The following is a 24414-nucleotide window of genomic DNA, read 5'->3' as shown; positions in this document are numbered from 1 at the left end:
GTTATTCCTCCTTTTCGGTTTGAGTCTGGGCCGAAGCGGCCTTCTGCTCGGTCTGGTTATCGGCGGCGGCAGCCTGCTCCTGGTTCTCTGCGGCGGCAGGAGCTGCGGCAGCCTCTTCGGCGGGAGCAGCCTGAGCGGCGGCCTCGCCCTTCGGACGGATCGGCGTGCCCTCACGCATCAGGCCGACACCCTCGGTGACGATCACATCGCCCGGAACCAGTCCCGACGTGACGATATATTCCTGCCCGTTGGAGATCTTCTCGACGCTGAGCGGGGTCGACGTGGCCTTGCCGTCTACGACCTTGTAGGCGAATACCTTGTCCTGAATCTCAAACGTGGCGGCCTGCGGCACGACGATGCAGTTCTTGAACGAGTTGGTCAGCACGACGTTGCCTGAACCGCCGCTGTGGAGCAGTCCGTCGGGGTTGGGGAATGCGGCGCGCAGCGAAACGCTGCCCGTCGAGGTGTCGATCACACCGCTGATCGACTCCACGCGGCCCTTCTTGTCATACATCGAGCCGTCGTTGAGCTGCAACTCGACATCGGGCATGTTCTTCAGCGTCTGGGCGATCGAGCCGTAGCGGCGCGTGAGGTTGAGCAGCTGGTTTTCGGTCATCGAGAAGTAGACATACATGGTCGAGTTGTCCGAGACGGTGGTCAGCGGCTGGGGCATCGAGGCGCTCACCAGGGCACCGACCCGGTAGGGAAGCGTGCCGACGACGCCGTTCGACGGAGCCTTGACAACCGTATAGGAGAGGTTGTTGGCCGCGTTTACGCGCTGAGCTTCGGCCTGAGCCAGCTGGGCCTTGGCCGTGAGCAGGTTGTTCTCGGCGGTCGAGAGGTCGAACTGCGAGACAACGTTGCGGGCGAAAAGTTCTTTTTTGCTGTCATAGGTAAGTTGGGCCGTGGCCACGCTGGCTTCGGCGGCTGCGACATTGGCCTCGGCGGTCTGCAGGGCGGCCTTGTAGGGGACCTGGTCGATGATGAAGAGGGTCTGCCCCTTCGATACGTTCTGACCTTCGGTGACGCAGAGCTGCCAGATGGTTCCCGAAACCTGCGGATAGATGTCGATGTCCTGGCGACCGCGGATCGTTGCCGAGTAGTTGGTCGGGATTTCGCGGTCGGTCTGGGCGATGGTCATCACGGCATACTCGCCGGGACCCATGGCCGTCGGAGCCTGCCCACATGCAACGGCAGCCAGGCAAGATGCCCAAACGGCCGCTTTCACGAATGTTTGCTTCATAACTTTCCTTTGCTTTATTGTACTAAAAAACTTTTTCAGGTGCAAAAGTATCTTAAAAACGGTGCCGATGTGCCTTATATTGCGAACAGTGTTGGCATTTTTCGGAACAATAATAGAGGAATTAACTCTTTTTTCACTATTTTTGTTCGAAAAAAGAATTCACATGACCTCAATCAACCCGTTAATCACCTCTGCGGAGGAGCAGTTCATTGTCGGCGAGTCCGATTTTTCCTACTTCGAGCAGAATGCCCACCGCCTCGAGGGGTGTGCCATTCTCTTCTGTCGGGAGGGACATGCGGAGGTGATGGTCGATCAGTGTCAGGGGCGGCTGCAATGCAATTCGACGGTGTTGCTGCTGCCGGGGAGCTATCTGCTTTTTCTGGATCGGACGGAGAATTTTCGTGCCTCGTACTGCACATTTTCGCGGGATCTTTTTCTGGAGGCGGCCTTCCGCCTGGACCCGGGATTTTTCGAGATCGTGCATCGCAATCCCTTCTCGTCGACTCCCCCGCAACGGATTGTCGACGGAACCAATATCTGGTTTCAGATGATGGCCTTCAACTACCGCGACCGGCAGAACATCTACCGCAATACGATTGTCAAGAACCGGCTGCAGAACGTCCTGCTGGAGATCTACGACAAGATGCAGCGTTTTGCTTCGAAGCAGATGCCGGCCGGAGAGTCGACGACACGTCAGACAGAGCTGTTTCAGCGCTTTGCAGCCCTTGTTCACGAATATTGCTCGCAGGAGCGCGAGGTGTCCTTTTATGCCGACCGGCTCTGTATCTCGGCGCGTTATCTGTCGACGATCGTGCGCAGCGTGGCCCATACGTCGGCCAAGGAGTTCATCGACCGCTCGGTGATGCTTGAGATCCGGATGATGCTCCGCTCGACGGATCTTTCGGTGCAGGAGATCGCCTACCGGTTGAAATTCCCCGATCAGTCCTATCTGGGCCGCTTCTTCAAGAAGCACGCCGGGGAGTCCCCCACCGAATACCGCAACGCACGACGGGGATAATCGCATCCTGCTGTGGCGGGTTTTTGGTCTTCAAGGGGCGGCTTTGGACCCGAATTTGCCGCATTCCCGGTGGAGTCGCCTGATATATTGGAGTCGCCTGATATATAATATAGGTGACTGGATACAATCGGCGGCGGAACGGACGATTTCTGGAAACCGACATAATGAAAACTTCGATTTTTCGTTTTCAGAACGACGCGATGCCTCGGATGTCGCACCCTGCGTTTGCGGGTGAGACGGATGCGGGGAGGCGTCGATTCGGGACACGGAAAATTCCGGCTAATATTCGAATGCTATGAAAGTCATGCTTTTCGGGACGCAACCTTACGACAAGGAGTCCTTCGAGCGGATCCGTCCGAATTTCGGCTTCGAGGTCTGCTACCATCGCAGCCATCTGAATGCCAACAACGTAGCGTTGGCCAAGGGGGCGGATGTTGTCTGTATCTTCGTCAACGATACGGCCGATGCCGAGACGATCGGCGCCCTCTCGGAGATGGGCGTGCGGCTCATAGCCCTGCGCTGTGCGGGTTTCAACAACGTGGATCTGAAGGCGGCGGCCCGTTACGGGATTCCGGTGGTACGGGTTCCGGCCTATTCGCCGCACGCCGTGGCGGAACACGCCGTGGCACTGATGCTGGCGCTCAACCGCAAGATCCACCGTGCCTACTGGCGCACGCGCGACGGGAACTTCTCGCTGCACGGTCTGATGGGCTTCGACATGTACGGCAAGACGGCCGGCATCATCGGTACGGGCAAGATTGCCCGGGAACTGATCCGCATTCTGAAGGGCTTCGGCATGGAGATTCTGGCCTATGACCTCTACCCCGACGAGGCTTATGCCGCCCGTGAAGGGATCACCTACGTCGGGCTTGAGGAGCTTTACAGCCGTTCGGACATCATCTCGCTCCACTGCCCGCTGACCGACCAGACACGTTACATGATCGGCGACGTGGCCATTTCGCACATGAAGCCGGGGGTGGTGCTCATCAATACGGGCCGCGGGCAGCTGATCCATACCGAGGCGCTGATCGACGGACTGAAGGAGAAACGCATCGGTGCGGCCGGTCTGGATGTCTACGAAGAGGAGGCGGCCTACTTCTACGAGGATACCTCGGACCGCATTATGGACGACGACGTGCTGGCGCGCCTTCTGTCGTTCAACAACGTGATTGTCACCTCGCATCAGGGATTCTTCACCCGGGAGGCGTTGGACAACATCGCGCGCATTACGATGTTGAACATCAGTGAATTCGAGGCTCGTAAGCCCTTGACGAACGAGGTGCGTATCGACGCCGAGTGACCCGTCCCACGATCGGGAGCACGACGGACGAGGAGGAGCGGATCCGGCACGGGGCTGCTCCTCCTGCCGTCTGCGGACCGGTGCGGGCGGACGCGACGGCCGAGGGTGTACGGGGCCGGCAGCCGTGCTGCCGGGAGAATGCGTAAAACGGGTAGGCGGATCCGTAATCCGGGTATGGTTCGGAGGGCGGAAAGATGCTACTTTTGTACCGTAAAACCTTCATCCCGAACCTTATGAACGGAATCTGGAACCTCTTATGGACCGCCCTGCTGTTGGTAGCGGGCGGATGTGTACAAACGTTACATGCACAGCATATGGAAAAACCTCAGAAAGTCAGCCCGTTTCCCGTGGGTGACAAATTACCGGAACAGTTTTCGAAGTATTTTATCGGTCAGGCCTGGCTGGCACCGCTGACCCGTGAATCGGCGCTTCACGTGCCGGTTTCGAACGTGACCTTCTCGCCCGGATGCCGCAACAACTGGCACAGCCATACCGGCGGTCAGCTGCTGATTGCCGTCGGCGGGCGGGGCTATTATCAGGCCCGGGGCGAGGCGGCCCGGGAGTTGCTGCCGGGAGATATCGTCGAGATCGCACCTGATGTCGAACACTGGCACGGAGCGGCTCCCGACAGCTGGTTCTCGCATCTGGCCGTCGAGTGCAATCCGCAGACCAACGTCAATACGTGGCTCGAACCCGTCGACGACGCGCAGTATGCGGCCGCCACAACCGCTGCAGCCGCCGCTCCGGTCCTCAGCGAGGATGCCCGGCAGCTGCTGAAGCAGTTGTTCCCGGGTGAAACGCCCATTTTGGGCGGTGAAGATCCCGAACTGGCGGAAATTTTTGCTAATTTTGCGCTCGGCGAAGTTCCCTCCCACAGCGATCTCGATCTGCGGACGCGCCTGCTCTGTACGCTGGCCTCGGCCGTGGCGCTGGAGAGCCGGACGCTCTTCCGGACGACCCTTGAGGCGGCTCTTCATACGGGCATAACCCCCGTCGAGGTGAAGGAGGTGCTCTACCATGCGGTCCCCTACGCCGGAATGGCGCGTGTGGCCGATCTGCTGGAGCTGACCAACGACATGCTGCGGGCCCGGGGCGTGAAGCTGCCGCTTGCGCCGCAGGGGACGACTTCGCGCGAGGACCGTTTCGAAAAGGGTCTGGCTGTGCAGCGGTCGATCTTCGGTGCCGCGAACATCGACGCCATGCGTGCCGCGGCTCCCGGGGAGGAGCGTCACATTCAGGATTTCCTCTCGGCCAACTGCTTCGGCGACTACATGACCCGCGGCGGGCTGGACGAGCCGATGCGCGAACTGGTGACCTTTTCGATCCTCATCTCGCTCGGCGGCTGCGAACCCCAGGTCAAGGGGCATATCGCCGGCAACGTGCAGGTGGGCAACGACAAGCGCAAACTGCTGGCCGTGGTGACGCAGCTGCTGCCGTGGATCGGTTATCCGCGGACGCTCAACGCCATCGGTTGCCTGAACGAGGTGCTGCCCGGGAAGAAGTAGGCTTCTGCGGGAGAGGGAGCGGAATGCGGTGAATGATCGACGGATAAGCGTGTGCATCCATCGGAATGAGATAGTGAGATAGAACAAACTGAATACCCATGCTGCGAAAAATCCGGATCGCATTGGCGACCCTCTTCTTCGTTCTGATCACGCTGTTGTTCCTCGACTTTACGGGGAGCATCCACGCGTGGTTCGGTTGGATGGCCCGGATCCAGTTTCTGCCCGCCGTGCTGGCGTTGAACGTCGGGGTGGTGCTCTTTCTGGTGGTGCTGACGCTCCTCTTCGGGCGTATCTACTGTTCGGTGATCTGTCCGCTGGGCGTCCTGCAGGACCTCGTCTCGTGGTTCTCCGGACGGCGGCGCAGGCACCGCAACCGTTTTGTCTACCGGCCGGCCCGGACGTGGCTGCGCTGGACGGTGCTTGTGCTCTTCATCGGGGTGATGGCCGCCGGTCTGGGAAGCATCGGCGCACTGATCGCCCCCTACAGCGCCTACGGACGCATGGTCCAGAGCCTCGTGGCTCCGTTCTACGGTTGGGGCAACAACCTGCTGGCCTGGGCGGCCGAGCGTTTGGACAGCTACGCCTTCTATTCGGTCGATGTCTGGCTGAAGAGCCTCCCGACGCTGCTCGTTGCTGGGGTGACCTTCGTGGTGATCTTCGTGCTGGCGTGGCGTGGCGGACGCACGTGGTGCAATACGGTCTGCCCGGTGGGCACGGTGCTGGGCGAGCTGTCGCGCTTCTCGCTCTTCAAGCCGCGCTTCGACGTGTCGAAGTGCAACGGTTGCAAGCTCTGCGCCCGCAACTGCAAGGCTTCGTGCATTGATCCGGCGGCTCATACGATCGACTACAGCCGCTGTGTGGCCTGCATGGACTGTCTGGAGCACTGCCGCCAGGGAGCCATCTCCTATACGTGGCGGCACTCGGCACCGAAACCGGCCGCCGGAACCGACGCAAAGGGACCGGATCGGAAGAAGAGTCTCTCGCGGTCGACGGCCACTTCTGTCCAGATTGTCTGCCCCGCTGCAGTTACGACCGATAGCCCTGTTTCGGCCACGGTTGTCTCCCCCGCTGTCTCCGCAGCCTCTGCTGCCTCGGTGAACGCCCCGGCCTCCCCGGCTTCGGAGAGTTCCGCCGGGGGGAAGGTTTCGCGCCGCGGATTCCTCGGTGTGGTGGGACTGCTGGTGGGTTCGGCCATTCAGGCCCAGGAGAAGAAGGTCGACGGAGGACTGGCCTTTATCGAGAAGAAACGCGCCCCGGAGCGGTCGACGCCGCTCGTGCCGCCCGGAGCCCGGAGCCTGCGGGATTTCCTCGCCCACTGCACGGGCTGCCAGCTCTGTGTGACGGTCTGCCCGAATCAGGTGCTGCGACCGTCGGGCGATCTGATGCGGCTGATGAAGCCCGAGATGTCGTACGAACGCGGTTACTGCCGTCCCGAGTGCACGAAGTGCGCGGAGGTCTGCCCGACGGGTGCCATCCGCCTGACGGATCTGGCCGAGAAGTCCTCGATCCAGATCGGCCACTCGGTGTGGATTCCCGAAAACTGCGTGGTGCGGACCGACGGCGTCTCGTGCGGCAACTGCGCCCGCCACTGCCCGGTCGGGGCGATCCACATGGTGCCGAGCGATCCGAATGACCCCCATTCGCTGCACATTCCGACCATCGATGAGGCCCGCTGCATCGGCTGCGGGGCGTGTGAGAACCTCTGCCCGGCCCGACCCTTCAGCGCCATTGTCGTCGAGGGGCATCAACAACACAAAACGCTCTAAACGGTGAAAGAGATGGAGAAGAACAAGATAGACCGCCGCGAATTTCTGAAGACGCTGGGACTCGGTGCGGCCGCCACGACGGCTGCCCTTTACGGATGTGCGCCGAAGAGCGGCAGCGGCACCTCCGCCCCGCAGGGCGAGGTCCCGACCGACCGGATGACCTATCGCACCAGCTCGTCGACGGGCGACCGGGTCTCGCTGCTGGGTTACGGATGCATGCGCTGGCCGCTGCTCGAGACTCCGGCCGCCGACGGCAACCCGATCGATCAGGAGACGGTCAACACGCTGGTCGACTACGCGCTGGCCCACGGGGTCAACTATTTCGATACGGCGCCCGTCTACCTGCAGGGATTTTCCGAACGTTCGACGGGCGTTGCTCTCAAGCGTCATCCGCGCGAGAGTTATTTCGTGGCTACGAAGATGTCGAATTTTTCGAATCCCACGCGCGAAAACTCGCTGGCCATGTACCGGCAGTCGTTCCGCGAGCTGCAGGTCGACTATCTGGACTACTACCTGCTGCACTCGCTGGGCGGCAAGGGAATCGAGACCTTCCGGCAGCGCTTCATCGACAACGGCGTGCTGAAGTTCCTGCAGGGCGAGCGTGCCGCGGGACGCATCCGCAATCTGGGTTGGTCGTTCCACGGTTCGAAGGAGCTTTTCGAACACATGATGGCGATGCACGACAGCGGCGAAGCCCATTGGGACTTTGTCCAGATCCAGATGAACTACGTCGACTGGCGCCACGCCTCGGGCCGCAACCTCAATGCCGACTACCTCTACGGCGAACTGGAGAAGCGCAACATTCCGGTCGTCATCATGGAGCCGCTGCTCGGCGGGCGTCTTTCGCGGTTGACCGACCATCTGGTCGCCCGTCTCAAGGAGCAGCGTCCGACGCAGAGTGCCGCATCGTGGGCCTTCCGCTTTGCGGGCTCCTATCCGAAGGTGCTTACGGTGCTGAGCGGCATGACCTACATGGAGCATCTGCAGGACAATATCCGCACCTATTCGCCGCTCGAGGAGCTGACCGAGGCCGAATATGCGCTGCTCGAGGAGACGGCCCGCGATCTGCTCCGGTATCCGATGGTTCCCTGCACCGACTGCCAGTACTGCATGCCCTGCCCCTACGGGCTGAATATCCCGGCAATCTTCGCCCATTATAACAAGTGTATCAACGAGGGCAACGTGCCCAAGAGCGCGCAGGATCCCGATTACCAACGGGCCCGGCGGGCCTTTCTGATCGGTTACGACCGTTCGGTGCCGCGGCTGCGTCAGGCCAGCCACTGCATCGGCTGCCGGCAGTGCGTGTCACACTGTCCGCAGACGATCGACATCCCGCAGCAGCTGCACCGCATCGACCATTTTGTCGAGCAGCTCCGGCGGAACAAGCTCTGATTCCCGGAGTCTCTGTTCGTCCGGGCGCAATTCCCGATCCCCAATCCCGACCGAGAGAATCTCGGCCGGGATTTTTTGGATCCGTCGTCGGGCCGATTTTTTATCCTATGTTAATTTTTCCGCAGGCGGAAGCCCCTATCTTTGTGACCCAAAAACGGAACCTATGAAAGACAGGATCGATTTCGCACGGATGGACATTCCGCAGTTGTTCCGGCGTCTGCTGATCCCGACGGTGCTGGGGATGGTCTTCTCGGTCGCCTTCGTCATCACGGACGGCATCTTCGTCGGCCACGGCATCGGCAGCGACGCTCTGGCGGCGGTCAACATCACCTCGCCGCTCTTCCTCATCAGCACGGGGGTCGGTCTGATGTTCGGTGTCGGGGCGTCGGTCGTGGCGTCGATTCACCTTTCGCACGGTAAGCTCCGCACGGCCCGTATCAACATCACGCAGGCCGTCGTCGTCTCGACGCTGCTGTTGGCCCTCTACAGCCTCGTGATTTCGCTCTTTATGCCCGAGGTGGCGCGGTTGCTGGGCAGTTCCGAGCGGCTGCTGCCGCTGGCCGTCGAGTACATGCGCTGGTTTGTGCCGTTCCTGCCCTTCAGCGCGCTGCTGAGCTCCGGGATGTTCTTCATCCGTCTGGACGGCTCGCCCAACTACGCCATGTTTTGCAACGTCGTGCCGGCCGTCATCAACATCGTGCTGGACTACGTCTTCATCTTCGTCTGCGGCTGGGGCATGCTGGGGGCGGCACTGGCCACAAGTCTGGGGTATGTCGTCGGGGCGGTGATGATTGTCGTCTACCTGAGCCGGCGTCGCTGCCGGGTTCGCTTCTGCCGCGTGAAGACAAGCCGCAAAAGCCTGCGCCTGACGCGTCGCAACGTCGGCTACATGTGTCGGCTGGGGCTGTCGAGCTTCCTCTGCGAGGCGGCCATCGCCACGATGATGTTCTCGGGCAACTACGTCTTCATCCGCTATCTGGGCGAGGACGGTGTGGCGGCCTTCAGCATCGCCTGCTACTTCTTCCCGATCATCTTCATGGTCAACAACGCCATCGGACAGTCGGCCCAGCCCATCCTGAGCTATAACTTCGGCGCCGGGAATCCCGACCGGGTCCGCAGGGCCTTCCACCTGGCGCTGGCTACGGCCGTCGGGTTCGGAGCGTGTGTCTTTCTTGCAACGGCGCTGGCCAGCCGCTGGATCGCGGCGATGTTCATCTCGCCGGAATATCCCGCCTACAGAATAGCCGTCGAGGGGCTTCCGCTCTTTGCCGCCGGATTTGTCTTCTTTGCCGTCAACATCGTCTCGATCATCTATTACCAGAGTGTCGAGCGACCGCGTCCGGCCATGGCCCTCACGCTGTTGCGCGGCTTCGTCTTTCAGGTGGGATGCTTTTTCGGGCTGCCGCTTGTGGCCGGTATCCCGGGCATCTGGCTGGCCGTACCGCTCTCCGAGGTGCTCACCTTCTGTGTGGTCGTGGCCATCTACGCACGCCGTCCGAAACATCGGGTCGCATAGAAGCGTCACTTCGCATGCGGTTTTGTCGAGCCGGCGGCTTGTCTTCGCGCCGCAGTTTTCCTATCTTTGCGGTATGAATCGTAACGGCAAGGCGCAATGACTCCCTTTCTCGAAAAATTCAGCCGGAAATATCACCTTCCGATCCCGGCCTGCGAAGCGCTACTCGGCCGCATGGAGCGCTGCGAGTACCGCAAGGGCGAGTGCATTGTGCGTCAGGGCGAGCGCAACGGCGATTTCTACCTGGTGAGCCGCGGCGTCTGGCTCGGCCACTATCTGCACGAAGGAAACGACATTTCGCTGTGGTTTGCCGGGGAGGGCGAGGCGATCTTCTCGACGCGCAGTTATGTCGACGACCGTCCCTCGTCGATCACTATCGAGGCGATGTGCGATGCCGAACTCTATGCCCTTCCGCGTCGGGAGCTGGAACTGTTTTTCGGCGAGTCGGTCGAGGCGGCCAATTTCGGACGGCGTCTGTTCGAGGTGCAGTTTCTCGATCTGGAGAACTGGCTGCTGGCCGCCGGCGGTGCCCCGCGGGCCGAAGAGCGTTACAGGGCTCTGATGGAGGAGAATCCCGAACTGCTGCGCGTCGTGCCGCTCAAACACATCGCCTCCTATCTCTGGATCACGCCCCAGTCGCTGAGCCGCATCCGCGCCCGGCTCCATCGCAGGAAGCCGTAGCCGGGTGGATGCCGGCGTCGCTTCGGCTCCCTTCACACAGGCATACGAAAAAACCTCCGACCCACAAGTCGGAGGTTTTTTCGTGTTTTCGTAGGGGCTGATTTCCGTAGGGGGCTGATTCGCATCGGTTCGCAGGGATCTTTGCGGCATCGGAGCGGTGTCGGGCAGCTGCGGCTTATCCCCTCCTGCTCCACCCTCCCGGAGATCTATTCCCTTCCGGAGGTTTCCGTGGCGGTTGCAGCGTCATCCGCGGCGGCCGCAGCCTGCTCTCGGAAGGCCGTGCGGTCGACATTCCAACCGCCACCCAGCGCCTTGTAGAGCTCGACCAGCGCCAGGTGTTCGTTGCGCACGGCGTTGCTCTCCTCGATCTGCGCGTCGAAGAACTTTCGCTGGGCGTCCAGCACGTCGATGTAGCGGATCACCCCGTTGATATACTGCAGCTTGGCCAGTACGACATACTGCCGGGCCGCCTCGCGCAGGTTGTACTTCAACTCGGCCGTGCGACGCATGTTGCGGTAGGCCACCACGGCGTCGTTCACCTCCTGAAAGACCTCCAGTACCTTCTGTTCATAGCCCAGCCGCGCCTGGTCGTAGGCCGCCAGCGCTGCGCGGTACTTCGCCCGCTTGGTGCCGAAGGCAAAGAGCGGCGCCGTGAGATTGGCGGCCATGTAGGTGAAGGGCGATTCGAGCAGCCCCTTGAAGTGGCCGTTCTCCACACCGCCCGTCAGCGTGAAAGTCAGCCGCGGGAAGCGGTCGGCATAGGCAATGCCCACGCCCGCCATCGCCGCGCGCAGTTGCTGCTCGGACTGCCGCACGTCGGGCCGCCGCTGCAGCAGCGTCGACGAGAGCCCGATGGGCAGCGCTTCGGGCATCACGACATTCAGATCCAGTTTGGCCCGTTCGACCCGGTCGGGGAATCCCCCGGCCAGTACCGAGATCTGGTTCTCCTTCTGGGCGATCTGCAGCTCGAGGTTCGGAATCAGCGCCGAGGCGCTCGCCAGCTCGACCTTCGCCTGCTGGTAGTTCGTCTCGGAGGTCAGACCCCCTTCGAAACGCAGCCGCGCCTGTTCGACACTCTCCTCGCGGGTCTCCACCGTACGGTGGACGATCTGCAACTCGTTGTCCAGCGCCACCAGCTCGAAGTAGGCCGTGGCCACCTCGGCCACCAGCGCCATCTGCAGCGCCCGGGCCCCCTCGACCGAGGCCAGATACTCGGCCGCACCCTTGCGTTTGGCCCACCGCAGGCTCCCCCACAGGTCGGCCTCCCAGCTCAGACGCGCCTTGATGCCGATTTCGGGATCGTTCGAGAACTTCGTGTCGGCATAGTCGTTCGTCTCGCGGTTGGCATAGGCCGTTCCGTCGACCGACGGCAGACGCGCGGCCTTGCTCACGCGGTAGAGCTCCTCGAGCTGGCGCACGCGGGCGTCGGCCGACTGCAGGCTGCGGTTGTGTTCGAGCGTGCGTTCGATCAGCCGGCAGAGCGTCGGGTCGGAGTAGATCTCCCACCAGTTGCGGTCACTGATCGAGAGTGAATCCCGCTCTCCGGCGACGATCTCTTCGGGAACCTCCAGATCGGGCGACTTGCACTTCTTCTGCACCGAACAGCCGGCGGCCGTCGTCAGCAGCCATCCGCACAGGAGGATATATAAGGTAGTTCGTTTCATCGTTTCGACCATTTTTCTTTCACTTTGTAAACCCAGACGAAGAACAACGGCACGAAGACGATGCCGACCGTGATGGCCACCAGCATGCCGAAGAAGACGCCCGTACCGATTCCCTGGCGGCTGGCCGAACCCGGACCGCTGGCGAACACAAGCGGCAGCATGCCCAGAATGAAGGCCAGCGAGGTCATGACGATGGGCCGGAAACGCAGGTGCGCGGCCTGAATGACGGCCGACAACGTGTCGCGACCCTTCTCGACCTCCTCCTTGGCAAATTCGACGATCAGGATGGCGTTCTTGGCCACCAGACCCACCAGCATCACCAGACCGATCTGGAAGTAGATGTTGTTCTCCAGTCCGCAGGCCCAGTTTCCGAGGTAGGCGCCGATGCCGGCGATGGGCAGCGAGAGGATCACCGCAACGGGGATCAGCCAGCTCTCATACTGCGCCGCCAGGAAGAGGAAGACGAAGAGGAAGGCCAGCCCCAGTACGTAGCCCGTTTGCCCGCTGACGTGCTTTTCCTGATACGAGAGGCCGCTCCACTCGATGCCGATCGTCGTGGGCAGATGACGCCGGGCGATCTGTTCGAGGATGGCCATCGCCTGTCCCGAACTGTAGCCCTGGGCCGCTTCGCCCGAGATGGTGGCCGAGTTGAACATGTTGAAGCGGCGGATCGTACCCGGTCCCGTGGTGTAGGAGGTCGTGCCGAGGGCCGTGATCGGGATCATGGCCTTGTCGGCACCCCGCACGAAGAACAGTCCGAGGTTCTCACGCTGGGCGCGATACGGGGCCTCGGCCTGGATGTAGACGCGGTAGATGCGGTTGAACATGTTGAAGTCGTTGACGTAGACCGACCCGGTGAAGGTCTTCACCGTCGAGAAGATGTCGGCCATCGGAACGCCCAGCATCTGGGCCTTGTCGCGGTCGACGTCGAAGTAGAGCTGCGGAATGTCGTTCTGCATCGACGACGAGAGTCCGGTGAGCTCCTTGCGCTGCGAGGCGTAGTGCAGCAACGTGTCGACGGCCCGCTGCAGGTCATTGTACGAGGCGTCGCCGCGGGCTTCGAGCACCATCTCGAAACCTCCCGAGGCGCCCAGTCCCGGGATGACGGGCGGCGTCGAGAGGTAGGCCTTGCTCTCCGGATAGCGCTCCAGCTCCTTCCGCACGTCACTCATCACCTCGCGGATATCCGAACTCTTGCGCTCCTCCCACGGCTTGAGGATCACGGTCAGCTGGCTGCGCGACTGGTTTGTCCCCACGCGCGGGCTCGAACCCGTGACGTTGAGCACGTACTCCACGTCGGGCAGCGACATCAGGTATGCCATGGCCCGGTCGGTGACCTTGCGCGTGCGTTCGAGCGTAGCCCCCTCGGGGAGCTCCAGTTCGACGGTGAAGTAGCCCTGGTCCTCCTGGGGCATGAAGCTCTGCGGCACGACCTTGTTCAGCAGCCACAGCGCCACGAGTGTCAGCCCGAAGAGGGCGAGCATCCGCTTCGAGTGGCGCATGCCGCCGCGGATCATCTTCTCGTAGAACTTGTTGCCGCGAGCCAGCCAGAGGTTGATGCGGCGGAACAGGCGGTTTTTCTTCTTGCCCGAATCGGGCCGCAGGATCAGGGCGCAGAGGGCCGGCGAGAGGGTCAGGGCCACGAACGTCGAGATCAGCACCGAAACGGCGATCGTGATGGTGAACTGCCGGTACAACTGTCCGGTGATGCCCGACAGGAAGCTCACCGGCACGAATACGGCGCACAGAACGAGCGACGTGGCGATGATGGCGCTGCCCAGCCCATTCATGGCCTTTTTGGTGGCCTCGTAGGGCGACAGTCCCTCCTCGTCCATCGTGCGTTCGACGGCCTCGACCACCACGATGGCATCGTCGACGACGATACCGATGGCCAGGATCAGACCCAGCAGCGTCATCATGTTGAGCGAGAAGCCGAAGACGAGCATCACGCCGAACGTACCGATCAGCGAGATCGGTACGGCGATCGTCGGGATCAGCGTGGCCCGCCAGTTCTGCAGCGAGAGGAAGACTACGAGGATCACCAGCAGCAGCGCCTCGATGAGCGTATGGTAGACCTCCTTGATCGACTGCGAGATGTAATCCGTCATGTCGAAGGGGATCTCATAGGAGATACCCTCGGGGAAGTTGCGGCTGATCTCCTCCATGGTCTGCTTGACGCGCTGGGCTACCTCCATGGCGTTTGCGCCCGGCAGCATGTTGACGTTCATCACGGCGGCATTTCCGCCGTTGATCCCGCTCTCGGTGTTGTACGAAGCGGCTTCGAGCGAGACGCGGGCCACGTCGCGCAGGCGGATGAGCGAGCCGTCGGGGTTGGCGCGGATGACGATCTCCTCGAACTGCCCGACGGACGAGAGACGCCCCTGGGCGATGATCGGCGTGGTGACGTCGAGATTCGTGATGGGCTGCTGGCCCAGCACACCGGCGGCCGATTCGCGGTTCTGGTCCTTGAGGGCCTTCTGCAGGTCCTGGACCGTGAGTCCGAGGTTGGCCAGACGGTCGGGCTGCACCCAGATCTGCATGGCGTAGTAGCGGCTGCCGACGTTCGAGACGCTGCCGACACCCGGCACGCGCCGCAACATGTCCAGCACGTTCAGCGTGGCGTAGTTCGAGAGGTAGATTTCGTCGAATTTCGGGTCGTTCGACAGCAGCGTGACGGTCATCAGGCGGCTCGAGGCCTGTTTCTCGACCGAGATGCCGTTCTGCACGACCTCGGCCGGCAGACGCGCCTCGGCCTGCTTGACGCGGTTCTGGATCTCGACGGCGGCCAGGTCGGCATCGGTGTCGATGTCGAAGGTCACCGTGGCGGTGAAACTTCCCGAGTTGGAGTTCGTCGACTCCATGTAGAGCATGCCGGGCGTACCGTTCAACTCCTGTTCGATCGGGGTGGCGACGGCCTGCGTGACGGTCTGGGCGCTGGCGCCCGGGTACGACGCCGAGATCTTGACCACCGGCGGCACGATGTGCGGATACTGGTCGACAGGCAGCAGCACCAGTCCCAGCAGACCCACGATGACGATGACGATCGAGATGACGGTCGAGAATATCGGCCGGTCAATGAAGAAATCGGATTTCATGTGCGGATCAGTTTTCGGGATTCGACACTTCGTCCTTGGCCGTCTCCTTGACCGGAGCGACGGGTTCGACCTTTTCGCCGTGGGTGAGTTTGTGGAATCCCTCGGTGACGATCTTCTCGCCCGGCACCACGCCGCGTTCGACGATCACGCGGTTGCCCAGTTCGGGCCCCAGTTCGACCATGCGGCGTTCGGCCACGCTGTCGGGGCGCACCACGAAGATATAGGCGCCGCCCTTCTCGATGACCACCGACTTGGTGGGGATTACCATGGCGTCCTCCCGCACGTCCAGCAGCAACCGCACCTTGGTGAACTGTCCCGGGAGCAGGATCCGGTCGGGGTTGGCCATTTCGGCACGCACCGAGAAGGTTCCGGTTTCGGGATCGACCTGCGGATCGGCGAAGTCGACCAGTCCGGGCAGCGGATAGGGCGTGTTGTCGGGGAGTGTGATGGTGACGTAGGGGTTCCACTTGCGGGTGGTATCCTTCTGACCGATATTGACGTTGCGGGCCTTGCTTCTCAGGTAGTCGAGGCCCGTCATGCTGAAGTCGACGCGTACGGTGTCGCTCTTGACGACCGTTGCCAGCAGCGACTTGCCGTTCGGGCTGACGAGCGTACCGATGTCGACGCTGCGTTCGGAGATGTAGCCCGAGATGGGCGAACTGACCGTGGTGTAGCTCAGGGCGGTTTCGGCCTGCGTGAGGTCGGCCTCGCTCATGGCCACGGCGGCCGTGGCGCTCTCGTACGAGGCGACGGCATTGTCCAGGTCGAGCTGGCTGGCGGCATTCTGCTCGTAGAGGGGCTGGATGCGCTGCAGGTCGCGTTCGGCCTTCTGGGCCATGGCCTTGTCCTTGTTCAGCTGGGCCCGGGCCTTGTTGACGCGGGCTTCGTAGACCTTGGGGTCGATGATGAAGAGCGGTTGTCCGCGGCGGACGTAGGTGCCCTCCTCGAAGAGCATCTTCTCGAGGAAGCCCTCGACGCGGGCACGGATTTCGACGAACTGCTGGGCGCGGATGCGTCCGACGTATTCGCCGTAGATTTCGATGTCGTCCGTCCGGACGGGCTCCACCTCGACGACGGGCAGAACGGGCTTGGGCGGTTCGGGGCGGAAGATCCACCAAACACCTCCGGCAATCAGGATGACGCAGAGGCCCAGAATTCCCCACGTTCGCTTGGAGAAGCGGCGGATGCGTCCGCCGGCTTGTTTGCCGAGTTGGAGCGTGCGGCGTCCGGCTTGGGTCGCCTGCTTTACGATTTTCTCGCGTGATAGTTTCATGTTCAATAAAGTTCCGGATGTTTGCCTGGTTTCCGGGAGTCTGCAAAGGTACGAACTTTTTCCATAGGAAACGGATTTTTCGGCCAAATATGATGTTTTGGAAGAACTTTTTCCGCTTTTGGTTCTTTTTGTCGTGAAGTTCGGACCGCAGAGGGCGGGCCGGGGCATGACCCGGAGCGGGATATTGCCGGCCGGCGAGGAGGTGCGGTCGGCCTTCAGGGGTGCGGACGGTCGGCGGGAGGGCGTTACGGCAGCCCTACTCCTTGCCGGGAATGCCTCCCGGAAGCAGTGCGTGGCGGGCGAGAAAATCGTAGAACGGCTGTCGGTAGTTCTCCGAGATGGGGATCCGCTCCCGGTCGAAGCGAATCCGGTTGCGTTCGATCGTGTGGATCTTCGACGGCTGGACGATATACGAGCGGTGGACCCGGATGAAACGGTCGGCCGGAAGCTGCTCCTCGAGGCTCTTCAGACTCAGCAGCGAGACGACCGGATGGGCTTCGCCCTCGACGTGGATCTTCACGTAATCCTTCAGCCCTTCGATATAGAGGATTCTTTCGAGCGGAATCTGCTGCAGGCGATACTCCGTCTTGACGAAGAGGCTCTGCCGGAGATCGTCGCCGAACCTTCCGGCAGGTCCGGTCCCTTGTGTGGCTCTTTGACCGGATCCCTGTGCACCCTCTTGTCCGCCCCCTTGTACGGCAGGCGACTCCCCCGCTGCTCCGGCTGCTCCGGCCGGTGCCGCGGTTCCGACGCTTTGCGACGCGTTGCCGCCGGATTCCGTTTCTGCCGCCGCCGAAAGGCCGGATGCCCCGGCCGGGCTCTCCGCTCCGGAGTGCAGGGACTGTTCGGCGCGGCGTTTCAGATCGAACCACGCGAGCGCCTTGTTTGCCGCCGTCAGGAAGTCGTTATAGCTGATCGGCTTGAGCAGATAATCCATCGCCTGGACCCGGAACCCCTCGACGGCATACTGCGGAAAGGCCGTCGTGAAGATGACGCGCGTCTGCGCGGGCAGCATGCGCGAGAGCTCCATGCCGCTCAGACCGGGCATCTGGATGTCGCAGAAGAGCAGGTCGACCGGCTGCCGGCGCAGAGCCGTGAAGGCCGCCGTGCCGCTCCCGCAGGAGCCGACGAGCTCCAGAAACGGGGTCTTCCGTACGTAACTCTCCATCAGTTCGACGGCCAGCGGCTCGTCGTCGATGACCATGCAGCGCAGTTTCCAGTTCATGATTCCGACAGATTGAGGCACAGCAGTGCCGTGTAGGCGTCGCCCGAACGTCCGTACTCGAAGGTGTATCGTCCCGCATAGAGCATCTCCAGCCGTCGGGAAAGATTTTTCAGTCCGATTCCCGAGCCGCTGCGGTCCGAGGCGCCCGATTTGGGAAAGTAGCTGTTCTTGATGCGGCAGATCAGCTGGTCGCCGATTTCGTGGATGTCGATTGAGATGTAGGAAGGGCGGTCGTTGTCGACGCCGTGCTTGAAGGCGTTCTCCACCAGCGAAATGAACAGCAGCGGTACCACGGGACGCTCGGACGGCGCGTCGGGCAGCGCAAGGAAGAGCTTCACGTGACGCGGCAGACGGATGCGCATCAACTCGATGTAGTCGCGCAGGAAGTTGATCTCCGCCGCCACGGGAACCGTCGGATGACTGCTGTCGTAGAGCACGTAGCGCAGCAGACGGCTCAGATCGTGGACGGCCTGCTGGGCGCGGTCGGTGTCGAGCTGGATGAGCGAGTAGATGTTGTTGAGCGTGTTGAAGAGGAAGTGGGGATTCAACTGGCTCTTGAGGTTCTGGAGCTCGGCCTGCGTATGGCTGTGTTCGAGCTCCTTGCGGGCTGCTTCGGCACGGTACCATCCGCTGGTCATGCGGATGGCCACGCCAACCCCCACCACCAGCAGGTAGAGGGTCAGGTTGCCCGCGAAGAAGCGTACCGTATGCTGCCAGGGGCGTGCCATCGGCGGATGATGCATGTCGGGCGGCAGTACGTAGCGGAAGAGCAGGTGGACCAGGATCATCACCACGGCGATGAACAGCAGGTTGTAGCCCGTAAAGCGGCCGAAGCGGCGTGTGGTCAGATAGCGGTCGATCAGCAGGAAATAGTTCGTGTAGAAGACCGCCATGAACGAGATCGGGACGAGCAGGAACCGTACGTATTGCGGTCCGTTCATCAGCGGCCGGTTGGGACCGGTCAGGAAGAGCGGCATACAGAAGATCACGGCCCAAACCGTGATGTGGACCAGCCACCCGGTGAATTTCGATTGCGATGCGGTCATGGAACAAAGGTAATAAAAATTTCGGTCTGGGAGCGCCCGATTGCTGGTTCGGAAACCTCTCGGAGTCTCCTTCGCCCCTAAAGCCGGCTTCTTAAGCCGGTTATTCGTAGCGGATGGCTTCGATCGGGTCGAGCATGGCGGCCTTCTGGGCCGGATACCACCCGAAGAAGACTCCCGTGAGGGTGCAGACCGCGAACGAGAGGAAGACACTCCACGGCTGGATGTAGATCGGGAAGGCGGCGATCAGATTCACCGCAATGGCGGCTCCGACGCCCACGATTACGCCGATCAGTCCGCCCGTAACGCTGATCAGAATCGATTCGATGAGGAATTGCGCCAGAATGTCTATCCCCTTGGCGCCGATCGACATGCGGAGGCCTATTTCACGTGTTCGTTCCGTTACCGAGACGTACATGATGTTCATGATGCCGATGCCGCCGACCAGGAGCGAGATGCCCGCCACGGCCGCCAGCAGAACGGTCATCATGTCGGTCGTCGAGGTGAGCATTGAGGCCATCTCCTGCTGCGAACGGATCGAGAAGTCGTCCTCGTCCGAGGGTTTCAGCCGGTGGTTTTCACGCAGGATCTCCGTGATTTCGTCGATGGCCTGGTCGGTGTAGGCCTCGGTCAGCGCCGAGCAGACGATCTCCTGCAGGTGGGTGATGGCCAGAATACGTTTCTGGACGGTTGTGTAGGGGGCGATGATCAGGTCGTCCTGATCCATGCCCATGCTGTTGTAGCCCTTGCTCTCCAGGACACCGACGATCCGGAACGGGATGGTCCCGAAGCGGATGACCTTGCCCACGGGATTCTCCCCGTTGGGGAAGAGTTCGTCGACCACGGTCTTCCCGACCAGGCAGACCTTCGCGGCGGTCTTGATGTCCTGCTCCGAGAAGGTGTCGCCGTCATCGACGCGGTAGCGGCGGATCTCCAGGTAGTCGAGATTCACGCCGTAGACCGTCGTCGGGGTGTTGTTCGATCCGTAGACGGCCTGTCCCGCGCTGTTGACCGACGGCGAGACGTAGGTCACGTAGCGCGTCTTGGTCTGGATGTCCTCCAGATCCTCCAACTTGAGCGACTCCATGTCGTCGGCGCTCAGCTGCACGCCGCCCCGGCGGTCGCCGCCCGGGTGGATCATGATCATGTTCGACCCCATTTCGCTGATCTCGGCCTGGATGCTGCGTTTCGAACCCTGGCCGATGGCCAGCATCGTGATCACGGACGCTACGCCGATGATGATGCCCAGCATCGTCAGAAAGCTGCGCAGCTTGTTGTTGCTCAGTGCCTTGACGGCTATTTTGAAAAGATTCGCGAAGTTCATGGTCTGCTAATAATCCTCCTGTTTCGGCAGCCGGGCCAGCGCCTCGGCCGCACTCAAGATGTGTTCGTTGCGGGTGTCGCCGGTGATATGGCCGTCACGCAGTGTGATGTTGCGGCTGCTGTATTGTGCAATCTCGGGGTTGTGTGTCACGAAGATGATCGTGCGTCCCTCGGCGTGGAGCTGCTGGAAGAGTACCAGCACCTCGAAACTCGTCCGTGTATCGAGGTTTCCGGTGGCTTCGTCCGCCAGGATCACCGCCGGGTTGTTGACCAGCGCCCGCGCGATGGCCACACGCTGCATCTGTCCGCCCGACATCTGGTTGCTTTTGTGCAGGAGCCGGTCGCCCAGCCCCACGGCCTCCAGCGCCGCGATGGCCCGTCGCCGCCGTTCGTCGGCCTTGCACTGCGGATTGTACATCAGCGGCAGTTCGACGTTCTCGATGGCCGTCGTCTTCGGCAGCAGGTTGTAGTTCTGGAAGACGAAGCCGATCTTGCGGTTGCGCAGCGTCGCCCGCTGGTTCTTGTCCATCGTGCGCACCGACACCCCGTCGAGGTAGTATTCGCCCGAGGTCGGCGTGTCGAGGCATCCCAGCGTATTGAGCAGCGTCGACTTGCCCGATCCCGAGGTGCCCATGATCGTCACGAACTCCCCCTCGCGGATCGTGAACGACACGCCGCGCAGGGCGTGGACCGTCTCGTCGCCCACCTGGAAATTGCGCCGGATCTGCTCCAGCCGGATCACCTCCCGCTTCTCATTCCCGTCCATGGCATTTCTCCGTTTTATCCTCGTTCATCTGCGGTTGTGACCCCTATTTCTTCTTTTTGTCCGATCCCGGAGGCGACGGCATGAAGGGACTGCGTTCTGTCGTGGGAGCCTGTGGCTGCCAGGTGACCGCCGTCAGCTCCACGGCTACCGTATCGCCGTCGGTGAGTCCTTCGGTGATCTCCGTCAGATCGCCGCTCGCGGCTCCCGTCGTGACCAGGCACGGCTGCAACTCCCGGCCGCGCATCACCCACACCTCGCGTTTGCCCGGGGCCGAGGTTGCGCTTCCTCCGACGGTCACGCCCACTTCGCCCAGCAATTCCGCATCGGGCACGAAGCGCAGCGCCTTGGTCGGCACGGCCAGCGCCTGCTCCTTCTCGAGCGTATAGATCGTCACGTTGGCCGTCAGCCCCGGTTTGAGCTTCAGGTCGGGGTTGTAGGCCGTGATGACCACCTCGTAGGTGACGACGCTCGATTCGGTCGTCGCCTCGAGCCGCACCTGCTCGACCGTTCCGCTGAACATGTCGTCGGGATAGGCGTCGACGGTGAACTCCACGCGCTGGCCGTCGGCCACCTGCCCGATATCGGCCTCGTCGACATCGGCGATGACCTGCATCTGCGTCAGGTCGTTGGCGATGGTGAAGAGTGTCGGGGTCTCGAAGCCTGCCGCGACGGTCTGTCCCTCCTCGACGGCCCGGCTGATCACCACGCCGTCGATCGGTGAGGTGATGGTCGCGTAGCCCAGGTTGCGCTCGACCTTCACCATGGCCGCCTTGGCCTGGTCGTAGGCCGCCCGCGACTTCTCGTAGAGGTACGTGGCGTCGTCGTACTCCTGGTCGCTCACCAGCGCCTTCTCGTGCAGGGCCTTCGTCCGGGCGTAGTTCTTCGTCTGATAGTCGTACTCGGCCTTGCAGTTGGCCAGTTCGGCCTGTGCCGACTCCAGCTCGGCCTGCAGCGTCACCTTGTCCATCTCGGCGATCAGCTGGCCGGCCTTCACCACGTCGTTGTAGTCGACGTAGAGGCGGTCGATGATGCCCGAGACCTGTGTGCCGACCTCCACCTCGGTGACCGGTTCGACGGTGCCGGTGGCCGTCACCGAATTGCGGATCGTAATGCGGCTCGTCGGCGTGGTCTCCAGCGTGATACCCTCCCCTTTCGAAGGTCGCAGCACCAGCCACAGCACAATGGCTGCGATGACGACCGCCGCCGCAATCAGGATTCTTTTCCGTTTCATCTTATGTTGCTTGTTTTCAGTTGATCGTACGGGTGCCGAGCCCCTGGTAGATGTTCAGCAGCTCGATGTTCAGCAGCGCCATGTACTTGGCCTGCAGCACCTCCTGACGTGAGGAGGCCCATTCGTTCTGTGCCGTGATCAGTTCGACGGTGTTCTTCACGCCGAGGTTGAACTGCTCCTGCGTCAGGTCGAAACTCTCACGGGCATAGCGCTCCTTCTCGGTGGCGGCGCGGTACTGCGACTGGGCCGAAAGGGCGTCCAGGTAGGCCGATTCCACCTCGCGCAGCAGCGTCTTCTGCAGATCCTGCCACGAGAGGCGGCTGTTGGCCTCCTCGAGGCGCGCCTTGTTCACCGCCGTACGGTTGCGGCGGTTCGAGAAGATCGGCACGCTCAGCGTCAGACCGAGATTCTCGTTGAAGCGGTTCCAGATCTGGCTTCCGCTTTCGTATCCGCCGTTGGACATGTGGCCCGTGCCGATGCCGGCGGTAAGTGAAACGGAGGGATAGAACCCGGCCCGGGCCTGCCGAATACCCAGCTCCGCAGATTCGACGGCCAGTTTGCCCCGTTCGATTTCGGGCATGGCCTCCAGTGCCGTTGCATAGATTGCGGCTTTGGCGGGCAGGGACGACAACACCTCACTCTTTTGAATGGCAGGCGCGGCAAGGTTCATCTCCTCCGTTATGTCGAGCTCCAACAGCTGTTTGAGCTGAAGCCGGTAGTTGTCGAGTGTCGAGCAGGCCGTGGTGACCTGATAGAGATCACTCGCATATTGACTTTCGAGTTGTGCCAGATCGACCCGACTGATCGATCCCGCTTTCCAGAGCTCCTCGGCCCGGTCGCGCTGGGCGCGGGAGACTTCGGCCGTATTGCGGGCCACTTCGACCGCCTCGGCGGCATAGAGAGCCTGCAGATAGGCCTGCACGATGGCGATGCGGATGTCGTTCTCGGATTCGGCCACCGTGAGGGCGTCGATGCGGTTCTGCAGTTTCTGCTGGCGGACCGCCGTGCGGAGTTTGCCCCCTTCGTAGAGCGTCAGACCGGCATTCACACCATAGGTTCCCGTATAGGTGTTGCGGTCGGAGACGTTCGTCGAGGGATAGTTCGTGAAACTCTGGGTCGTGGAGGCTGTCAGCGACGGCAGCATGGCGGCTTTGGCCTCTTCGGTGTCTTCGAGCCCCGAGAGGTAGTTGTTGCGGCTCTGTCGGAGCTGGATGTTGTTCTCCAGGGCGTAACGCAGACATTCGTTCAGGGTCCAGGTCTTCGTCGTCGAGAGCGTATCGGAGGCCGGTATCGTTGCGGTCGGTTCACCGGTTGTGGCAACGGTGTTGCCGGCATGTTCCGCCGCTCCGGAGATACTGTCTGTCATCACGACTACGGGGCTGTCGGAGTCCTCACCGGGCGCTGCGGCGGCTATTCCGACTGCCAGCATGAAGCAATATGTCAACACGATTCGTTTCATTCAACTTTTGCCTTTCGGGTTTTGTCTCTTGTTCGGTCACAAAACTACATCTCGCGTTGCAGGCGCACAATTAAATTGGACGAAGCGGCGGATTTTGTCGACGAAATGTCTTGTGTGGTCGTTTAACCAATCTCTCGGAGCATCTTTTGCCGGGGGGGGGAAACTTCGTCCGGCATGAAAATAAGGTCTGCAACTACCGTGTTCGCAGGGCATGATCTGGACTGAATTGTAAAAAAATTGCAGAATGAGGATGAAAAATTTGGAGATTGACATTTTTTCGCTACCTTTGCACTCGCAATCCGCCAGAGAGCGGTCATGCATGCGGAAATAGCTCAGTTGGTAGAGCGCAACCTTGCCAAGGTTGAGGTCGCGGGTCCGAGTCCCGTTTTCCGCTCCAAAACAAAAGGGAGAACCTCTGAAAGGCTCTCCCTTTTGTTTTGTATGCCGGTGCATGAGGGACTCGGCACATGTGACCTCAAAGCACCCCTCCCAGGGGTCGGGGGTGTCTGCCAAAATTCGCGGAATCACTCGTGCGCAGCGCGAGTACGAGTCCCGTTTTCTGCTCCAGAGGGGGCCAGAAAGAAACCTCGATAGAAAGCAAAAAGCCTTGTATATCAGCAATATGCAAGGCTTTTTCTTATATTCTCCCACTCTTGTTGACGCAAAAGGCAGCAAGTATTTCAGATCTTAATCGTGACCTTTTTTGCTCGGACCGAAAATAGGTCACGATTTAGCTCTATTTCGCTGATTTGCATCTTTTTACTCTGCAACATTCCGGTGCTGAAGACGTTTAATTTACTCAAAAACCAAGCAGCCATGTTGCCACGAACCACCTTCAGTGTCGTCTTCTTCTGCAAGAAGACCAAAGTCACGAAAAAGGGCAAGGCCCCGATCTATGCCCGTATCACTACGACCGG

17 protein-coding genes and 1 tRNA gene are annotated in these 24414 nt (G+C 61.4%); 8 read left to right on the top strand and 10 right to left on the bottom strand.

What is annotated here, in order from left to right; all coding sequences use genetic code 11:
- Position 1 precedes the first annotated feature (1 nt).
- Positions 2 to 1243, bottom strand: coding sequence for an efflux RND transporter periplasmic adaptor subunit (locus tag PUQ42_RS07095; RefSeq protein WP_273372335.1), 1242 nt, complete (start codon positions 1241 to 1243; stop codon positions 2 to 4).
- A gap of 163 nt (positions 1244 to 1406) precedes the next feature.
- Here PUQ42_RS07095 and PUQ42_RS07090 point away from each other — a divergent pair, with 163 nt between their 5' ends.
- From PUQ42_RS07090 to PUQ42_RS07060, 7 genes are all read left to right on the top strand, one after another.
- On the top strand, positions 1407 to 2261 hold the full coding sequence (locus tag PUQ42_RS07090; protein WP_087309283.1) for an AraC family transcriptional regulator: 855 nt from the start codon (positions 1407 to 1409) through the stop codon (positions 2259 to 2261).
- A 295-nt stretch (positions 2262 to 2556) separates the two neighbouring features.
- Positions 2557 to 3561, top strand: a complete 1005-nt coding sequence (locus PUQ42_RS07085) for a 2-hydroxyacid dehydrogenase (RefSeq protein WP_087403962.1) — start codon at positions 2557 to 2559, stop codon at positions 3559 to 3561.
- Between the two features lie 314 nt (positions 3562 to 3875).
- Entirely contained in the window at positions 3876 to 5066 is a 1191-nt protein-coding gene (locus tag PUQ42_RS07080) for a cupin domain-containing carboxymuconolactone decarboxylase family protein (RefSeq protein ID WP_420534955.1), read from the top strand.
- Positions 5067 to 5164: 98 nt separating this feature from the next.
- Positions 5165 to 6832, top strand: coding sequence for a 4Fe-4S binding protein (locus tag PUQ42_RS07075; protein WP_273372327.1), 1668 nt, complete (start codon positions 5165 to 5167; stop codon positions 6830 to 6832).
- Positions 6833 to 6844: 12 nt separating this feature from the next.
- A complete protein-coding gene (locus PUQ42_RS07070; protein WP_273372324.1) occupies positions 6845 to 8224 on the top strand; it encodes an aldo/keto reductase in 1380 nt (459 codons plus the stop codon).
- A gap of 163 nt (positions 8225 to 8387) precedes the next feature.
- A complete protein-coding gene (locus tag PUQ42_RS07065) occupies positions 8388 to 9740 on the top strand; it encodes an MATE family efflux transporter (RefSeq protein WP_273372321.1) in 1353 nt (450 codons plus the stop codon).
- A 96-nt stretch (positions 9741 to 9836) separates the two neighbouring features.
- A complete protein-coding gene (locus PUQ42_RS07060; protein ID WP_273372317.1) occupies positions 9837 to 10418 on the top strand; it encodes a Crp/Fnr family transcriptional regulator in 582 nt (193 codons plus the stop codon).
- A gap of 206 nt (positions 10419 to 10624) precedes the next feature.
- Here the strand turns inward: PUQ42_RS07060 and PUQ42_RS07055 are convergent, their stop codons facing one another.
- From PUQ42_RS07055 to PUQ42_RS07015, 9 genes are all read right to left on the bottom strand, one after another.
- Positions 10625 to 12082 (bottom strand): efflux transporter outer membrane subunit, encoded by a 1458-nt coding sequence (locus PUQ42_RS07055; protein WP_122121693.1) that lies wholly within the window; start codon positions 12080 to 12082, stop codon positions 10625 to 10627.
- Entirely contained in the window at positions 12079 to 15177 is a 3099-nt protein-coding gene (locus tag PUQ42_RS07050; protein WP_273372312.1) for an efflux RND transporter permease subunit, read from the bottom strand. The genes PUQ42_RS07055 and PUQ42_RS07050 overlap by 4 nt, the downstream gene beginning before the upstream one ends.
- Positions 15178 to 15184: 7 nt before the next feature.
- Positions 15185 to 16450: an efflux RND transporter periplasmic adaptor subunit gene (locus tag PUQ42_RS07045; RefSeq protein ID WP_273372310.1), complete on the bottom strand. Its 1266-nt coding sequence runs from the start codon at positions 16448 to 16450 to the stop codon at positions 15185 to 15187.
- Between the two features lie 256 nt (positions 16451 to 16706).
- A complete protein-coding gene (locus tag PUQ42_RS07040; RefSeq protein WP_273372308.1) occupies positions 16707 to 17675 on the bottom strand; it encodes a LytR/AlgR family response regulator transcription factor in 969 nt (322 codons plus the stop codon).
- On the bottom strand, positions 17672 to 18721 hold the full coding sequence (locus tag PUQ42_RS07035; RefSeq protein WP_087309292.1) for a sensor histidine kinase: 1050 nt from the start codon (positions 18719 to 18721) through the stop codon (positions 17672 to 17674). Before PUQ42_RS07035 ends, PUQ42_RS07040 begins: the two co-directional genes overlap by 4 nt.
- A 100-nt stretch (positions 18722 to 18821) precedes the next feature.
- A complete protein-coding gene (locus PUQ42_RS07030; protein WP_273372303.1) occupies positions 18822 to 20042 on the bottom strand; it encodes an ABC transporter permease in 1221 nt (406 codons plus the stop codon).
- Positions 20043 to 20048: 6 nt separating this feature from the next.
- Positions 20049 to 20807 (bottom strand): ABC transporter ATP-binding protein, encoded by a 759-nt coding sequence (locus PUQ42_RS07025; protein WP_087309294.1) that lies wholly within the window; start codon positions 20805 to 20807, stop codon positions 20049 to 20051.
- 43 nt (positions 20808 to 20850) lie between these two features.
- A complete protein-coding gene (locus PUQ42_RS07020) occupies positions 20851 to 22038 on the bottom strand; it encodes an efflux RND transporter periplasmic adaptor subunit (protein ID WP_122120715.1) in 1188 nt (395 codons plus the stop codon).
- A gap of 16 nt (positions 22039 to 22054) precedes the next feature.
- Positions 22055 to 23497: a TolC family protein gene (locus PUQ42_RS07015; RefSeq protein ID WP_273372298.1), complete on the bottom strand. Its 1443-nt coding sequence runs from the start codon at positions 23495 to 23497 to the stop codon at positions 22055 to 22057.
- Between the two features lie 321 nt (positions 23498 to 23818).
- On the opposite strand from PUQ42_RS07015, the gene PUQ42_RS07010 reads away from it, so the two are divergent.
- Positions 23819 to 23894: transfer RNA gene (locus PUQ42_RS07010), tRNA-Gly, on the top strand.
- Positions 23895 to 24414: the final 520 nt, after the last annotated feature.

The organism is Alistipes megaguti, from assembly GCF_944320325.1.
GTDB classification, from domain to species: Bacteria; Bacteroidota; Bacteroidia; order Bacteroidales; family Rikenellaceae; genus Alistipes; species Alistipes megaguti.
This window is presented reverse-complemented; position numbering and strand designations above follow the sequence as displayed.

Coding starts and splice junctions, on each gene's coding strand:
- PUQ42_RS07020 (WP_122120715.1), bottom strand. CDS start 22,038: ATGAAACGGAAAAGAATCCTGATTGCGGCGGCGGTCGTCATCGCAGCC.
- PUQ42_RS07060 (WP_273372317.1), top strand. CDS start 9,837: ATGACTCCCTTTCTCGAAAAATTCAGCCGGAAATATCACCTTCCGATC.
- PUQ42_RS07045 (WP_273372310.1), bottom strand. CDS start 16,450: ATGAAACTATCACGCGAGAAAATCGTAAAGCAGGCGACCCAAGCCGGA.
- PUQ42_RS07040 (WP_273372308.1), bottom strand. CDS start 17,675: ATGAACTGGAAACTGCGCTGCATGGTCATCGACGACGAGCCGCTGGCC.
- PUQ42_RS07055 (WP_122121693.1), bottom strand. CDS start 12,082: ATGAAACGAACTACCTTATATATCCTCCTGTGCGGATGGCTGCTGACG.
- PUQ42_RS07090 (WP_087309283.1), top strand. CDS start 1,407: ATGACCTCAATCAACCCGTTAATCACCTCTGCGGAGGAGCAGTTCATT.
- PUQ42_RS07070 (WP_273372324.1), top strand. CDS start 6,845: ATGGAGAAGAACAAGATAGACCGCCGCGAATTTCTGAAGACGCTGGGA.
- PUQ42_RS07075 (WP_273372327.1), top strand. CDS start 5,165: ATGCTGCGAAAAATCCGGATCGCATTGGCGACCCTCTTCTTCGTTCTG.
- PUQ42_RS07050 (WP_273372312.1), bottom strand. CDS start 15,177: ATGAAATCCGATTTCTTCATTGACCGGCCGATATTCTCGACCGTCATC.
- PUQ42_RS07080 (WP_420534955.1), top strand. CDS start 3,876: ATGGAAAAACCTCAGAAAGTCAGCCCGTTTCCCGTGGGTGACAAATTA.
- PUQ42_RS07095 (WP_273372335.1), bottom strand. CDS start 1,243: ATGAAGCAAACATTCGTGAAAGCGGCCGTTTGGGCATCTTGCCTGGCT.
- PUQ42_RS07035 (WP_087309292.1), bottom strand. CDS start 18,721: ATGACCGCATCGCAATCGAAATTCACCGGGTGGCTGGTCCACATCACG.
- PUQ42_RS07015 (WP_273372298.1), bottom strand. CDS start 23,497: ATGAAACGAATCGTGTTGACATATTGCTTCATGCTGGCAGTCGGAATA.
- PUQ42_RS07030 (WP_273372303.1), bottom strand. CDS start 20,042: ATGAACTTCGCGAATCTTTTCAAAATAGCCGTCAAGGCACTGAGCAAC.
- PUQ42_RS07065 (WP_273372321.1), top strand. CDS start 8,388: ATGAAAGACAGGATCGATTTCGCACGGATGGACATTCCGCAGTTGTTC.
- PUQ42_RS07025 (WP_087309294.1), bottom strand. CDS start 20,807: ATGGACGGGAATGAGAAGCGGGAGGTGATCCGGCTGGAGCAGATCCGG.
- PUQ42_RS07085 (WP_087403962.1), top strand. CDS start 2,557: ATGAAAGTCATGCTTTTCGGGACGCAACCTTACGACAAGGAGTCCTTC.